Genomic DNA, 13,704 nt, shown 5'->3' with positions numbered 1-13,704 from the left:
CTTATTCCTCCGCGTACGCAATAGGATCGGCTGTTCCGGCCGCCAGAAATCCTTCACGCCGGATCCGGCAACTATCGCAACGGCCACAGGCGGTGCCGGACGTCAGGGGATCATAACAGCTATGGGTCAGGTGAAAGGGCACGTCTAAGGATCCTCCGAGCCGAATGATCTCCGCCTTTGATAAAAATAACAATGGCGCTCGAATCTCAACACGGTTCCCCTCTACCCCAAACCGGGTTCCAAGTCTGGCCACCACTTCAAAGGCATTTAAGAAGTCAGGGCGGCAGTCCGGGTAACCGGAATAGTCTACTATATTGGCCCCCAGATACACCAATGACGCGCCGATCGTCTCGGCATAGGCAAGCGCCAAGGAGAGAAAAATCGTGTTCCTCGCCGGCACGTACGTGGAAGGAATGTCGCGCCGGCGGTCCGCCTCGGACCGGTCTTTCGGCACTGGTGCGTCCGACGTCAACGCAGAGCCACCGATTGCGCGCAGATCTACGTCGATCACCACGTGCTTCACAATTCCCAAAGCCCGCGCCACTTCGCGAGCTCGATCCACTTCAATGCGATGCCGTTGGCCATAGGAGACGGTCAAGAAAGACACGTCATGTCCATCCCGCTTGGCTATCGCGGCCGTCACGGTGGAATCAAGGCCTCCACTCGCTAACACAACGGCCTTCACTGCTTCATTCTCCCAACATGCCCTTCCTTGCGGCGGCGCTCATCATCCGTTCACCATCCGCGCAACATTCTTTATACCGATTAAAGAAAAACAACGTGAGTGACCGCCTTGACTTTTCTTGTTCGAGCGTTTGTGAGAGTTCCTGCATGGCTGTACTTATAGCCACACGGCCATTTTGGCTTTAGCAGCCACCGTGAACTTCAATGTTCGGTTGAGAAGGCCTACTTGTAGCATGTGAGTGAGCCTAGAATGAGAATACACTGAGGATGAAGAGAGAGGTAAACGCTATACGTACGTGATCATGGCATGCACATCACAGCCATTCAGCTGTTCACGCCCGCGTAAACTTGTGAGCTCGATCAAAAAGGCTAAGCCTACGATGTGTCCTCCAAGTTGGCGAACGAGGTTCACGGTCGCGGCGGCCGTGCCGCCGGTGGCCAACAGGTCGTCAACGATCAGGACATTCTCTCCGATTCCCACCGCATCGCGGTGGATCGCCAACGAGTTGGCCCCATACTCCAGGTTGTACTTCACCTCAAAAATATCGGCCGGCAGTTTGCCGGGTTTCCGCACCGGAACAAAACCGACGCCAAGCCGATAGGCCAACGCGCTGCCAAAGATGAATCCCCGGGATTCAATCCCGATGATTTTTGAAATCTCTTTGTCGCGATAGCGATCTGCGAGTTCATCCACGATCGACCGAAGCGCTTGAGCATCCTTGAGCAGCGTGGTGATGTCATAAAACAGGATGCCGGGCTTTGGAAAGTTCGGCACTTCACGAACCAAGGCTTTATAGTCCACAACAGGGCTCTTCATAGCAGGTCCTCTTGAGTCATGGTTTTTTTCTCAATGGTCGTCCGCAATTTCACGAGGGCCGCCGTTTCAATCTGTCGCACGCGCTCACGAGTCAGGCCCAAGGTTTGTCCGATCTCCTCCAGCGTATGCGCTTCACCGCCATCCAATCCAAATCGGAGGATCACGACGGTTTTTTCCTTTTCAGGCAACTCTTGGATCCAGCCCATAAGGCTTTCTCGCCGGCGGACCCCTTCCGCGGTCGTGGCAGGCGACACGCTGACCGGGTCTTCGATGATATCTCGCAGAAAGGTACCGGTGCGCTCGTTAATGGGGCTATCCAATGAATAGGTCGTGCGGATGAGTTGTTTCAGGTCCGTCACTTCCCGTTCAGATAATTTCAGCCGTTCGGCAATCTCGTGGACCTTTGGCTCACGGCCAAATTCCTGGACCATCTCCTCTAAGCCTGACAGATACCGATTCAACCGTTCAACGACATGGACCGGCAGGCGGATGATTTTGGATTGATTGATGATGGCCCGCTCGATGAACTGACGAATCCACCACGAAGCGTAAGTACTGAATCGAAAGCCCCTGGCATAGTTGAACTTTTCCACAGCCTTGATCAATCCGATATTGCCTTCTTCCACAATATCGGAGAACGGCAGACCTCGGTTCATATAGCGTTTGCCGATGCTCACGACTAACCGCAAATTCGATTCGATCATCTGCTCCCGGGCGGCAAAATCACCCTCGACAATCCGCTTACCCAACTCCTGCTCCTGCTCAAAATTTAAGAGGGTCGATTTGCGAATGTCCTTCAGATAGCTCTTGACCGCATCGAGTCCTTCGTATTCTGGCTCCTTTGACTCGCGAGCATAGCCTCGGCCGGTGCGAGGCGAGGCTTCGGCGAGCAGTTCCTTTTCGTCCTCCTCGCCTTCGTCCTCTTCTTCAGTGCCGACCGATTCGGTCACATCATCATCATCATGACCCATGTCAACTCCCTGGGCTTAAGCGGTTAATACCAGATCTGAAAATCGAGCGGCAGACCGGTGGGCGATTGCCACTGAACTTGTACGGCTTCGACCTTCGCTCGTGGCGGGCCGGCTTTCAAGCATTCGACAAAGGCTTCAATGGCTTCTCTGTCGCCTTCCGCTTCGGCCTCCACCTTCCCATCGGGGAGGTTTCTCACACCGCCTCGCACTCCACACCTTAAGGCAGCAGCATGAGCAAACGCGCGATAGGCGACGCCCTGCACACGACCCTCGACGAACACGCGCGCTCGAGCCAACTTCGACACCTTTGCTCCTCACAGGCATTGTCCGGCCGCACTCATCGTGCGTCTGATTGATGGAAAAAGAAGGGACTGAAAGGCATGATCTTCGAAACGATCTGACAGGTGAGACGGTGGTGCCTGTTCCACGGTCATCCTGACACACCCGGACTAGACGATAAGAGTTGAATCAAGATGTGGAATGCTGCGGTTGTGGAAATAAAGCTTGGGCACGTCGCCTGACCATCATTAGACCCTAGACGATAGGCGGTCGATGCTCCTTGGCGAAGTCTGGTCGGGGCGAGAGGATTTGAACCTCCGACTCCCGCGTCCCGAACGCGGTGCGCTACCAGGCTGCGCTACGCCCCGATCCGAACAGGTTCTTTTCCTCAGGTCAGCGGCTGATACCGCAGGCCATGCGCTTCAGCGACGCCCCGACATGCAATCTGTCCGTTGATCACATTGACGCCTTGCTTCAACCCATCCTGAGAACGGATTGCCGACGCGATACCCGCCGAAGCAAGCTGGACTATAAAGGGAAGCGTCGCATTGGTCAAGGCCAAAGTCGATGTTCGCGGCACAATGCCCGGCATATTCGGGACGCCATAGTGCAAAATCCCGTTGACGATATGAATTGGAGCAGAGTGACTCGTCGGCTTGGTGGTCTCGATACACCCTCCTTGATCGACGGACACATCGACGATGACCGAGCCCGGCCTCATCCGGGAAACAATCGTTCGAGACACCAATCGGGGCGCCCGTGCCCCGGGCAGCATGACCGCCCCGACAACGAGATCCGCATCTTCTACTTCCCGGTCGATCCAGTTTCGGTGAGGGGCATGTGTCACAATACGTCCTTGATACAGATCGTCCAGATAGCGGAGGCGCTGGAGGTCCAAGTTGAAGACGGACACTCGCGCGCCCATGCCGACGGCCATTCGCACGGCTGCTGTGCCGACCACTCCAGCTCCGAGCACGACGACGTGTGCGGGGGCAACGCCGGGCACACCGGACAGCAACACGCCCCGCCCTCCCTGGGATTTCTCCAAATAATGAGCCCCGATTTGCACCGACATCCGTCCTGCAATCTCGCTCATCGGACTCAACATGGGAAAGCTGTGATCAGCCAGCTCCGTTGTTTCATACGCAATCGCAGTGACCCCGGCATCCATGAGTGCTCGGGTCAGTTCGAGGGAAGCGGCGAGATGAAGATAGGTGAACAGCGTGTGACCATGACGGAAAAGCCGATATTCAGGAGTTAGCGGTTCTTTAACTTTGACGATGAGCTCGGCCTCCTGAAAGACTTCGTTTGCGGAAGAAGCGATATGTGCCCCCGCCTTTCGATACTCCTCATCAGAGAATCCACTCGCCTCGCCCGCCGACGACTCAACCCATATGGCATGCCCAGCAGTGGATAGTGTCCGCACCCCATCGGGCGTCATGCTCACGCGATATTCATGGTCCTTGATCTCTTTCGGCACGCCGATCATCATCGTTGTCGGTTCTCTCGTCTCAGCGCTTCATTATATCCATTTTCGCATTGCTCCTTGTAGTCACTTCTCCGGTGGACACCCCGAGAATCGATAGTGTAAGATCGGCTCCTTCGAGAGAATACGAATGGGACACGATCAACAGATTCCGCATGTAGATATACGGTGTGATGGCTGTAGGACGGACCAGGGCCCGTTCATGAAGCTGTCGATGGGAAAAGATTTTTTCGGACGCGCATATGACCGGCTGTCCCCCTCGCGGGACCAATCTCCCAAGTGGTACTGTGATCCCTGCTCCATGTACAAGAATCTGCAGCGGGACTGTCGTGATATCCGTGGCGAATTGGATAAAATGCTCTGTGGCGAGCCATCTGAGTTGACGCAACCCGATCACATGCAGCGTGCTCGGTTACGCCTTCAGGAAGTCGCTGCTATGCTGTCGACACAGGGCGCCACATCGGCACTGATCGATCCTCACGAAGTGAATGTCCTCATACAAAAGATCCAAGGTCAATCCCTATCACCATCTGCCGGCGTATAGCGTAGATTCGTGTCGACCTTCACCCATCATATTTTTGTCTGTATCAATCAGCGGCCCAAGGGCGATCCGCGCGGGTGCTGTGCCGATCTGGGTTCCGAACGGCTCCATGCCTTCTTTAAGAAGGAGGTCGAGCGGCTAGGCATCAAAGGAACGGTTCGGGCAAATAAGGCCGGCTGCCTGGACCATTGTGAATATGGGCCGAGCGTGGTGATCTATCCCGAAGGAACCTGGTATTGGGTCGGCTCGGAAGCCGATGTGACCGAACTGATGGAACGGCACATTCTCAAGGGTGAAGTCGTCGAACGCCTTCTGATGCCTGGTCATCCGCCGAACCGTCCGCTGACGCCCGAACACCCATAGCCGTGTCGTGAGCTGATTCCATGGCTGTCGAAGATAAATGGAAAGCCAATCAGGCCAAGGTCGTATTCATGAAACAATTTCCCGGTCTGTTCACGACGTGGGAACAGGCGCTCGGGAAAACACTTCAAGCCGTCGCCGGTCTCCCGTCAAAGGCGGGAGCCGCGGTGCTCGTATTTAACGACGGCGCGTTCACGGTGGCGCCTCCGCTTGCACCCGAGCCTGCAGAACTGAGAGAAGGGTTGATGGTCGCGCGTCAAACACTCGAACCCAAGTATCCGGATGCCTATGCCGAATACGATCGGCTGGCTCGGATCGATAGTGAGGCGACCCGCTCCGCGCGTTTGGAAAACATTCTGGGAGCGATCAGTAACAACTTAGAGCAGATTCCCGAATTGAAAGACCGTTTACGGGAACTCGTGAAGCAATGGAAGTGAGGGCGTGCCACTGTGAACATGTTGGAAATGTTCTCGCAGGGTTTATTTGAGGGAGTCAAACCTATGCTGGTCGCTCGAGATCATTTAGTCCGCCACCCCGACCGTTGTACGCATCAAGCAATCTGTATCCCGGTCTGCCCGACCGGCGCCTGGCTGTCAACCCCACCCTTCAAATTTGACTCGTCGCGCTGCATGGAAAGTTGCAGGGTCTGTCTCGACGCCTGCCCTTCCCAAGCGATCTACGCGGTATTTCGGAAAGGTGATAAAGAGCTTTTGCCGCAGAAAAAAAGTTGACGTTGTGGTGGATCGTACCGGCAAATTGGAGAGCGTGCCGCCTTGGCCTTGAACGAACCGAATCTATCCGAAGGTCTTCCGTAGTCGTCCCCAATAAGCGCTTCCCACATACCCGCACCCGCCGGTAAGCGTCGTGAGGGCCATGATTCGGTACACCTGGCCTTTCGGCATTTTCACATTGACGGATGGATCCAAGAGTACGGCCGATTCGGCCACACGCCGTAACGTTTGTCCGGCAAACAGAATCGGCCACATGCACGCCAGGCGCAGACGCAATTCTCGTCTCGGGATCGCCATGGTATACATCCAGCCCTGATCGAGATGCTCGCGAGCCACTCCTATGAGCCTCAAAAGAACAGGCTTGAGACGATCGCTGTTGTCTTGTTTCAATAAGTCGGACGGCGTGAGTCCCGCCTCTTGCAACAACATCTCAGGAATATAGCACCGTCCTCGCTGCAGGTCGCGCGCCACGTCTTTCAAAATGTTGGTCAATTGCAGTCCCTTACCAAACCGCACCCCGACCGTCGCCATATCGGCAACATTCCAGGTCCCCAGCGACCGCACATGTCCGGCGACCATGTCGGTCCAAAACTCTCCGACACAACCCGCGACGTAATAGGTATAGCGGTCTAATTCCTCCATGGTGTGCAGGGCGGTCAAATCCTTCACGGAATCTCCGGGAAAGACAGTCAGATCCATTTCCATGCCATTGATTAACGTACACATCAGCGTTCGAATCCGAGTGCGATCCTCCGGGATGAACGTATTAAGCAACGTGAAGCATTCTTCTAGACGTTGCATGAGCGCACGCTCCCCGAAGGTGGCCTGATGGGGCACTAACGCTGATTGGATGGAATGGATAATCTTCCAGTCGACGCGATCGGTGATGAACTGAGCCTTAAAGTTTTTGAGTAAGGCCAGCCGCTGACTCCGCTCGATGAGGTCGGTATCCGCTATAGTATCCGCTGCTCGGGCGAACAGATACGCGAGCCCGATCTGGGCCCTCACTGTACGCGGCATCACCGCCAGCGTCAGGTAAAATGATCGGGACACCTTCTTCAGGATGTCTGTGAGCCGCATATGAGAGATCGTGATGGGGTCCTCTAGCGCACGTCCAAGAGCCCTTCCATGCCCTTATCTCGATGGCTCTTGAAAAGCAGTAACGCTATCTAATGAAACAACCACGGGAGCAGAGGTATCGAAAGACTCGCCGGCCGAAACTGTGGTGGAAATGCCAGTCCAGCCATGAGGCCGGCAAGAGCCAATCCCAATTGCCTTCGCATAGAATCTTCTATCAAATGGGCTCGTCACGGTCAATGAAATCCACGACATGAGTTCTTGACAACCCTCAGAGAGAGGTTATCTGTGATTTGGTCACAAAATGAAGCATCTGCCTTCTGGATGATTTTCTTGCTGGGTCGGTTGTATAATACAGACGGCCCGAACGACCGCTGTATCGCACGAAAAGGAGCTTATCGATGTTTAAATCGCTAAAAGGGATCGGCTTGTTGCTGATTGCCAATGTTCTGATCTTCATCACGCTCTCTATTACGTTCAACCTGTTGGTGAGCGTCATTCTCCCCGCCTTTGGGATTGACCTTCAGGGAGCGGTCCATCAACAGGACCTCCTTTGGGCATTGGTCATAGGGTTTGGCGGCGCATTCATCAGCTTGGCATTCTCGAAGCAAATGGCCCGCGCCATGTTGGACTGTCGCCAAATTACGCAGCCTCGCACGCAGGCCGAGCATGTTATTTATGGCAGCGTCCAAGAGATTGCCCAACGCCTGCGTATTCAAATGCCGGAAGTTTGGGTGTACGAGGCGCCAGACCCGAATGCATTCGCCACTGGACCCAGTAAGAACAATTCGATGGTGGCTGTCTCAACTGGCTTGCTGAATAACTTGAACGAGCAAGAGGTCAAAGCCGTCTTGGCTCACGAGATGGGCCATGTCTATAACGGCGATATGTTTACCACGACCGTTCTTGCCGGCTTGATGAACACGTTCGTGTACTTTATCTCCATGTGGGTACGGCGGCTCTTTGCGGAACGGGATCAGGCAATGCTAGGCATGGTCTTATCCTTCGTCATTCAGATCGTCCTCGGCATTCTGGCCATGATTCCCATCATGTGGTTCTCACGACGTCGGGAATTTGGCGCCGATGCGTTTTCTGCCCGCGTGTACGGGAAGGACGCCATGATTTCCGCGCTTCGCGGCATTGAACGCTGGGTGACACGCGCTCAGCCTGAGTACACTACCCAGGATCCATTGGTGACCTTTAAAATCAGCGGCAAGACGGGTGGAATGATGAGTATGTTCGCTTCGCATCCCTCTATCGAAGAACGGGTTGCAGCTCTGCAACAGTTGCGTTCATGATGAGACGCCGACCATCTCAGAGGTTCTTGCTTGCGTCGGGAATTGTAGCCGGGTGTTCGCCCGGCTACTTCATGACTCCGATAGCAGCCGAAGCCGTGGACGGGAAGGTTCACACGCAGGGAGCACAGATGCCGCCGCAATCACACAGTATCTACGACTTCACGATGAACGACATCGATGGCAGGCCTGTCACACTGAGCCAGTTTCGAGGCAAAACGTTGTTACTGGTCAATACCGCCAGTTTCTGCGGCAACACGCCGCAGTATGCCGATTTACAAGCGATGTATGATCGCTATCGATCGAAGGGTCTTGAAATTTTGGCGTTTCCTGCCAACAATTTTGGACAGCAAGAACCGGGCACGAATGAAGAGATCAAAGGATTCTGCTTCACGAAGTACAGCCTGACCTTCCCCTTGTTCAGCAAGATCAGCGTCAAGGGCGTCGATAAACATCCGCTTTATCGCTACCTAACGGAGGAGAGCCCCTTCCCGGGAGAGGTGGAATGGAACTTTCAGAAGTACCTCGTTGACTCGAACGGGACCGTCGTCGCTCGCTATCATCATCGGACCAAACCGACATCTGATGAAATCGTAAGCGACATCGAGCACACCTTGGCAAAGAAGCAGTGAAAGGTCGTCTGAGATTGCGAAGTGGTTTCGCTACGCCTTCTTCACGAAACTGATATGAGCCCGATACTCGTGAATCGCGGCCGCTAAAGACTTCTCGCCCAGCGGAATATTGGCTTCTAAGGCCGCCTCCACGGCAGCATCATCAATCAACACTTCATACCGATCCTGCACACGCGTAAGGACAAGCCCCTTGCCCGCGTCCCGCGGCATAAAGATCTCTCGCCAGACTTCCTTTTCAACGAGACACACATCCTTAAAACGTTCGTAGAGCAGCGCTAACTTTTCCGGATCGGTCTCAGTCATATTTCCTCGATGTTTCTATGGTGCAAGGACGGTGTCTAATGATCATGCTGGCCGCTACACCCGCCTTCGCTAGCCGACGGCATCTCTTTCGGTGGCCGAAGGCCGGTGATATTCAGGGGGGTCGGATCCGGGGCGGACAGGCCGACTTCGCCCGACCGTGCCGCGAACGTCGACATGATCCTTCGTACCGCGGCTCCACACTCTCGGCATGTCGTGAGGGGAAGTTCGGCTATGTGTTGAAAATACTCTTTTCTACGTGAGCAGACAGGCTGTCTATCACATTTCTCAGCGACATACTCGTAAATCGGCATAATGGGTTAACGGCTTAGAGTGCGAAACGGTGTAAACTACTGCAGCCCGGTGGCCCCCGCCACACCTGGTTGATCGGCAATTTTGAACCGCATCATTCCCACATGGTTCGCCGCGTGAAACGGCTGTTGTCCTAAGGGAGTGATGAATAGCTTCACCTGATAATTTCCTTTTGGCCACCCATTCGGCGGGCTTTTCAATTCGAGAAAGCCCCATCGACTGTGACCGGGCACTTCCAACACATCCCGGCCTACAGGCGTGTCGGAGACGATCAGGCCGTGCTCATCCTCTAAAAACCACTGGGCGCCGAACTGCGCGGGATCCTCCAATGGCGCCACTTCAAAGACGACGTAGATAGCCGGTGTATTGGGAGCAAAGACAGTGGTTCCAGGATCGATCGGTTTAATGCGGGGATCTTGCGTGTACCAGCCCTGCCGGCCAAAACTGTCCCACTCCACTTCATAGCCTTTGGCCATGTGAATGGAGATAAAAATGGATTGGGGCACTCCTCGCTTCTGATCATCGAAGGACTGCCCTTTAGTCTCGTCAAATGCCGTGTCTTTCTGCTCTTTTGGGGGCAACAGGTCTCTGCTGTCCGCTCGATGGGGCAGAGCGAATGTCGTGAGTGCGCACATGCTTAGACCTACGACTCCAATCGATCGAAGCCCGAGCTTTTGTCCGGTGTCACGGTTCATATAGCACCTCCGTTTCTCCGGTTCTCCACTCAATGCCATGATATAGGCTACTGCAGCGGACTTCGCGACGCAACTGCCCTTCTTCCCAGAACGGCGCTCAATGTGCCGGCGCCATTCCTTTCCCCTGCTCGCGCTCGTCTTGTTTCATCTTGTCAAAGAATCGATCCGAATCCGACTTCACTTGCGAAGAAGGCGGTTGAGGCGGCGCCTTCGGCTTCTCCGCACACCCCAACAGCGAAAGAGCTCCTACTAGGCATCCGCACACGACTCTGTACCTTGTACGCGCTTGCATCGTGCCCTCCATCCTGGAGAATAGACCATGGACCAGAGTGTCTACCGCAACACTGGCGCATCTTACTGCAGACTGATGCGAAAGACTACTGCTGCTATGTGCAGGACTTACTTCTTGACTCATGACAGGCTAGCGACTATGCTCGACTAGGCACAATAGTCGTCATTCTCAGAAGGAATCATGTCTCTGCACGATCGCCTCTCAGAAGATCTCAAGCGCGCGATGAGGGATAAGGATCAGCTCCGTATGGACGTCATCCGTATGATGAAAGCGGCTATCCTTAACAAGGAACTGGAACTGAAAAAAGAACTCGATGATGCAGACATGAGCCGAGTGATGACGATGCTGATTAAGCAACGACGTGAATCCGTTGAGCAATATCAAAAAGCCAATCGAACCGACCTGGCGAGCAAAGAGCTGAAAGAGATCGACATCATCCAGCATTACCTACCTCAAGCATTATCTTCAGAGGAGATCCGCCGCATTGTCGATGTGACGATCCAGGAAACCGGCGCCAAGGGACTGAAGGATATGGGCGTCGTGATGAAAGTGCTCGTGGCCAAGCTTATCGGCCAAGCCGTCGACGGCAAACATTTGAGCGACCTCGTCAAGGCCAAGCTGCAGTAGCATCGGATTCCTGCTGATATCCGACTCGCGCCATTTGACCGAAATCACCCTCACTGCTATCTTCTTACATGATCCTTTAATTATTAGGCACTTACTGAGGGAACATGGCAATTCTGGTAGTTGACGATTCTCGAGATGATACGCAATTGCTCAAGGTTATGCTGGAAAGCGGCGGGTATCGCGATATTCTGATTGCCGATTCGGCAGAGACCGCCTACCAAATTCTCGGACTCAAGGACCCATCTCAGACGGCAAAGGTCGACCTCATTCTCCTGGATATCCTGATGCCCGCAGTCAACGGCATTCAGGTTTGCCGGCGCATCAAATCCATCGATCGGCTCCGCGATATCCCGGTCATTATCGTCACGGCCCAAAGTGACCCCGTCGATCTTCAATTGGCTTTTGCGGAAGGCGCAATCGACTATATTCGGAAGCCGCTGATCAAGGTTGAACTGCTCGCTCGAGTACGCTCCGTACTGCGCCTCACACAAGAAGTCAACCGCCGCAAAGGCCGCGAGCAGGAACTGCTACAGGTCATGCGACAATTAGAGGAGGCAAATGAGCGATTTCGCGAGCTTTCCAGTCAGGACGGATTGACGGGGATTGCGAATCGCCGGCGCTTTGATGAGTTTTTCGAACAAGAATGGCGCCGAGCGGTTCGTGAAGTGCATCCTGTTTCATTAATCTTTTTCGATATCGATTTCTTCAAGGCGTACAATGACACCTACGGTCATCTGGCAGGCGACGATTGTCTGAAACAAGTGGTCCAAATCGTCAAGAAAACGCTCAACCGCCCGGGAGATCTGTTGTGCCGTTATGGCGGAGACGAATTTGTGATCACACTTCCCGGCACCCCAAGCGACGGCGCGGAACGGGTCGCCGACGCGCTTCGGACCAAAGTAGAAAGCTTAGGCATCGGCATCACCATAAGCCTTGGCGTGGCATCCTGCCAGCCTGACCCGAACGTCAGTGCATCGAGCTTGACGGAGGCAGCCGATCGAGCGTTGTATCAAGCCAAACAAGATGGCCGGAACTGCTTCCGCCTCCTCCAGGTTTCCAATCCGACCGTTTCAGGGAACTACAGCGCTCCGTCCAATTGATTCCCGTTCCATACCGCCGCCACTCAGCCGCTACAGCCGCTTAAGAAACAATGGGGTAAGAACCTTTGGATGAACTATTAAGAGTCCAGCCTAAGCCGGTCTTGCGCCCGCCTGTCTCGATCAAACAGCACCTAGAGATCTTGCCTTCGATTGCCATACGCACGTTCACCGCTTGCTTGGTCCCCCGTACCAATGTCTCAGCAACCGGCGCAATGGTACAAGGAGATGCTCACTATTTCATGATGTCCTCTCGAAAACTTCGATGCAGGCTCTGCGACAAATACTTTTCTTAGACAATCCGTGCCGGGCCATGAAGGTGCTGCAGGAGGCCGGCTCACCGGCATAATGCACCAGACCTTATGATGCATTGTGCGTGAACCTCCCAGGAGTGCGCGAGGCAGGCGATAGGGCGTCACGCCTGTCTGTCATCGCGGCGAGGGCTAAAGGTTGTTTTAATGGCGCCGACCATGCCGATAGAATCAACTCCTCCCTCTGATGTATCAGAAGAAGGAGTTGATCTAGCAACCGTATTAACTGCGCGGTTTCCGATTGAACCATCCCAACGCCGCTAGTCCAGACCCTAATAATAGGAGTGCGGAAGGTTCCGGCACTGCGGTGAGGCTGAGATTACCAGACCCATCGATGCGACCAGACGTGAAATTATTGAGGCTAAAGCCCGTCAATGTGGTATTGACCCCGTTAAAATCTGCGATGGTCAAGTTCAACACGAATGGTCCGCTTAGAAATCCACCGACTGGATTCAATCGAACCTGGACATCGAAGTCTCCATTGGCCAATCCGGCAAATGCATGAGCCTCTCCAGCGATTAATCCGGCCGACTGGCCGACAAGGATATCGTCAGCGCCTCCTGCGATGCTAACCGTTCCTCCCACCGTACCGACGGGAGACGCGACAATGCTGCTATTCATGTTGGGATCCACGAACAGGCTGAGATTGAAGTGGTTAAACGTGGCCGTGATGCCGCCTGGTAAGGCTGGTGTAGGCGCGACTGTCCCGTCCCCCGTAAAGACAGCATACAGTTTGTAATTGGTGTTAATCCCCGAGTTGGGCACTACGTCGGACAAGTTTGGGAAGCGGTAGGAACTAAAGAATCCTGCGCCCTGTTCATTGAAGGTACCCGTGCCATTAGTTGCCGTTTGATTGACCAACGCCACGTAGCTAAAGTCCGCAAAGGCTGCCTGCACGGTAGGGCCGGTGACGCCGATGGCTCCCGGGTTCACGGTAAAGGTGTCTGCGGAAGCCACGCCTGCCATCGCGGAGAGGACTAACCCTCCAGCCAGCAGGCTTCCCCGTAGAAACGATGTGAGCATGATGGACCTCCTTATGTGATATGGACGATGATGCGCATCCTCATCGACGGTAAAAGCATGGGCCGTGCCACAGAATAAGTACTTGCAAATAAGTGTGCTTATCCTGCACTGGAAGTGTGCCTCCACATCGTTGTCAGGTTAACTTGCGTCTTTTATAGGTTGGGCCTCCAATAT

General features: G+C 54.3%; 18 protein-coding genes and 1 tRNA gene. 7 read left to right on the top strand and 12 right to left on the bottom strand.

The genetic code is table 11. The features are described 5' to 3' along the window. Position 1: 1 nt before the first annotated feature. The 6 genes from queC to ald all read right to left on the bottom strand — a co-directional run bounded on the left by queC (position 2) and on the right by ald (position 4,240). Positions 2–685, bottom strand: a complete 684-nt coding sequence (queC, locus tag ACWHYZ_RS11240) for a 7-cyano-7-deazaguanine synthase QueC (protein ID WP_447987337.1) — start codon at positions 683–685, stop codon at positions 2–4. 285 nt (positions 686–970) lie between these two features. Next, complete coding sequence (locus tag ACWHYZ_RS11235) at positions 971–1,486, bottom strand: adenine phosphoribosyltransferase (protein ID WP_447987568.1); 516 nt, start codon at positions 1,484–1,486, stop codon at positions 971–973. 11 nt (positions 1,487–1,497) lie between these two features. Beyond that, on the bottom strand, positions 1,498–2,472 hold the full coding sequence (locus ACWHYZ_RS11230; RefSeq protein WP_447987336.1) for a sigma-70 family RNA polymerase sigma factor: 975 nt from the start codon (positions 2,470–2,472) through the stop codon (positions 1,498–1,500). A gap of 23 nt (positions 2,473–2,495) precedes the next feature. Beyond that, positions 2,496–2,777 (bottom strand): acylphosphatase, encoded by a 282-nt coding sequence (locus ACWHYZ_RS11225; protein ID WP_447987335.1) that lies wholly within the window; start codon positions 2,775–2,777, stop codon positions 2,496–2,498. A gap of 265 nt (positions 2,778–3,042) precedes the next feature. Continuing rightward, a tRNA-Pro gene (locus ACWHYZ_RS11220) sits at positions 3,043–3,119 on the bottom strand. 20 nt (positions 3,120–3,139) lie between these two features. Further along, positions 3,140–4,240, bottom strand: a complete 1,101-nt coding sequence (gene ald, locus ACWHYZ_RS11215) for an alanine dehydrogenase (RefSeq protein ID WP_447987567.1) — start codon at positions 4,238–4,240, stop codon at positions 3,140–3,142. Positions 4,241–4,451: 211 nt separating this feature from the next. Between ald and ACWHYZ_RS11210 the strand changes: the two genes are divergently transcribed. The 3 genes from ACWHYZ_RS11210 to ACWHYZ_RS11200 are packed head-to-tail and all read left to right on the top strand — an operon-like array spanning position 4,452 to position 5,575. Beyond that, entirely contained in the window at positions 4,452–4,781 is a 330-nt protein-coding gene (locus ACWHYZ_RS11210) for a hypothetical protein (RefSeq protein ID WP_447987334.1), read from the top strand. 9 nt (positions 4,782–4,790) lie between these two features. Further along, complete coding sequence (locus tag ACWHYZ_RS11205) at positions 4,791–5,141, top strand: (2Fe-2S) ferredoxin domain-containing protein (protein ID WP_447987333.1); 351 nt, start codon at positions 4,791–4,793, stop codon at positions 5,139–5,141. A gap of 20 nt (positions 5,142–5,161) precedes the next feature. After that, entirely contained in the window at positions 5,162–5,575 is a 414-nt protein-coding gene (locus ACWHYZ_RS11200; protein WP_447987332.1) for a hypothetical protein, read from the top strand. Between the two features lie 357 nt (positions 5,576–5,932). On the opposite strand, the gene ACWHYZ_RS11195 is transcribed toward ACWHYZ_RS11200, so the two are convergent. Next, complete coding sequence (locus tag ACWHYZ_RS11195; protein WP_447987331.1) at positions 5,933–6,949, bottom strand: phytoene/squalene synthase family protein; 1,017 nt, start codon at positions 6,947–6,949, stop codon at positions 5,933–5,935. A 398-nt stretch (positions 6,950–7,347) separates the two neighbouring features. On the opposite strand from ACWHYZ_RS11195, the gene htpX reads away from it, so the two are divergent. Together htpX and ACWHYZ_RS11185 are read left to right on the top strand one after the other, a co-directional pair. Further along, the gene (gene htpX / locus ACWHYZ_RS11190) at positions 7,348–8,244 is read left to right on the top strand and encodes a protease HtpX (RefSeq protein WP_447987330.1); all 897 of its coding nucleotides are present in this window, start codon (positions 7,348–7,350) and stop codon (positions 8,242–8,244) included. Positions 8,245–8,315: 71 nt separating this feature from the next. Then, positions 8,316–8,873, top strand: a complete 558-nt coding sequence (locus ACWHYZ_RS11185; protein ID WP_447987329.1) for a glutathione peroxidase — start codon at positions 8,316–8,318, stop codon at positions 8,871–8,873. Between the two features lie 30 nt (positions 8,874–8,903). On the opposite strand, the gene ACWHYZ_RS11180 is transcribed toward ACWHYZ_RS11185, so the two are convergent. From ACWHYZ_RS11180 to ACWHYZ_RS11165, 4 genes are all read right to left on the bottom strand, one after another. Next, entirely contained in the window at positions 8,904–9,176 is a 273-nt protein-coding gene (locus ACWHYZ_RS11180) for a hypothetical protein (protein WP_447987328.1), read from the bottom strand. Between the two features lie 35 nt (positions 9,177–9,211). Further along, positions 9,212–9,487: an FmdB family zinc ribbon protein gene (locus ACWHYZ_RS11175; protein ID WP_447987327.1), complete on the bottom strand. Its 276-nt coding sequence runs from the start codon at positions 9,485–9,487 to the stop codon at positions 9,212–9,214. Between the two features lie 36 nt (positions 9,488–9,523). Next, a complete protein-coding gene (locus ACWHYZ_RS11170) occupies positions 9,524–10,180 on the bottom strand; it encodes a hypothetical protein (protein ID WP_447987326.1) in 657 nt (218 codons plus the stop codon). 97 nt (positions 10,181–10,277) lie between these two features. Beyond that, positions 10,278–10,472, bottom strand: a complete 195-nt coding sequence (locus ACWHYZ_RS11165; RefSeq protein ID WP_447987325.1) for a hypothetical protein — start codon at positions 10,470–10,472, stop codon at positions 10,278–10,280. A 180-nt stretch (positions 10,473–10,652) separates the two neighbouring features. On the opposite strand from ACWHYZ_RS11165, the gene ACWHYZ_RS11160 reads away from it, so the two are divergent. Next, a complete protein-coding gene (locus tag ACWHYZ_RS11160; RefSeq protein ID WP_447987324.1) occupies positions 10,653–11,099 on the top strand; it encodes a GatB/YqeY domain-containing protein in 447 nt (148 codons plus the stop codon). A gap of 104 nt (positions 11,100–11,203) precedes the next feature. Continuing rightward, positions 11,204–12,199, top strand: a complete 996-nt coding sequence (locus ACWHYZ_RS11155; RefSeq protein WP_447987323.1) for a GGDEF domain-containing response regulator — start codon at positions 11,204–11,206, stop codon at positions 12,197–12,199. A 530-nt stretch (positions 12,200–12,729) separates the two neighbouring features. On the opposite strand, the gene pepA is transcribed toward ACWHYZ_RS11155, so the two are convergent. Beyond that, positions 12,730–13,530 (bottom strand): flocculation-associated PEP-CTERM protein PepA, encoded by an 801-nt coding sequence (gene pepA, locus ACWHYZ_RS11150; protein WP_447987322.1) that lies wholly within the window; start codon positions 13,528–13,530, stop codon positions 12,730–12,732. Positions 13,531–13,704: the final 174 nt, after the last annotated feature.

It is taken from the genome of Nitrospira sp. Nam74 (assembly GCF_965152615.1).
Note: the sequence above shows the minus strand (reverse complement) of the source record. Positions and strands in the feature narration are given on the sequence as shown.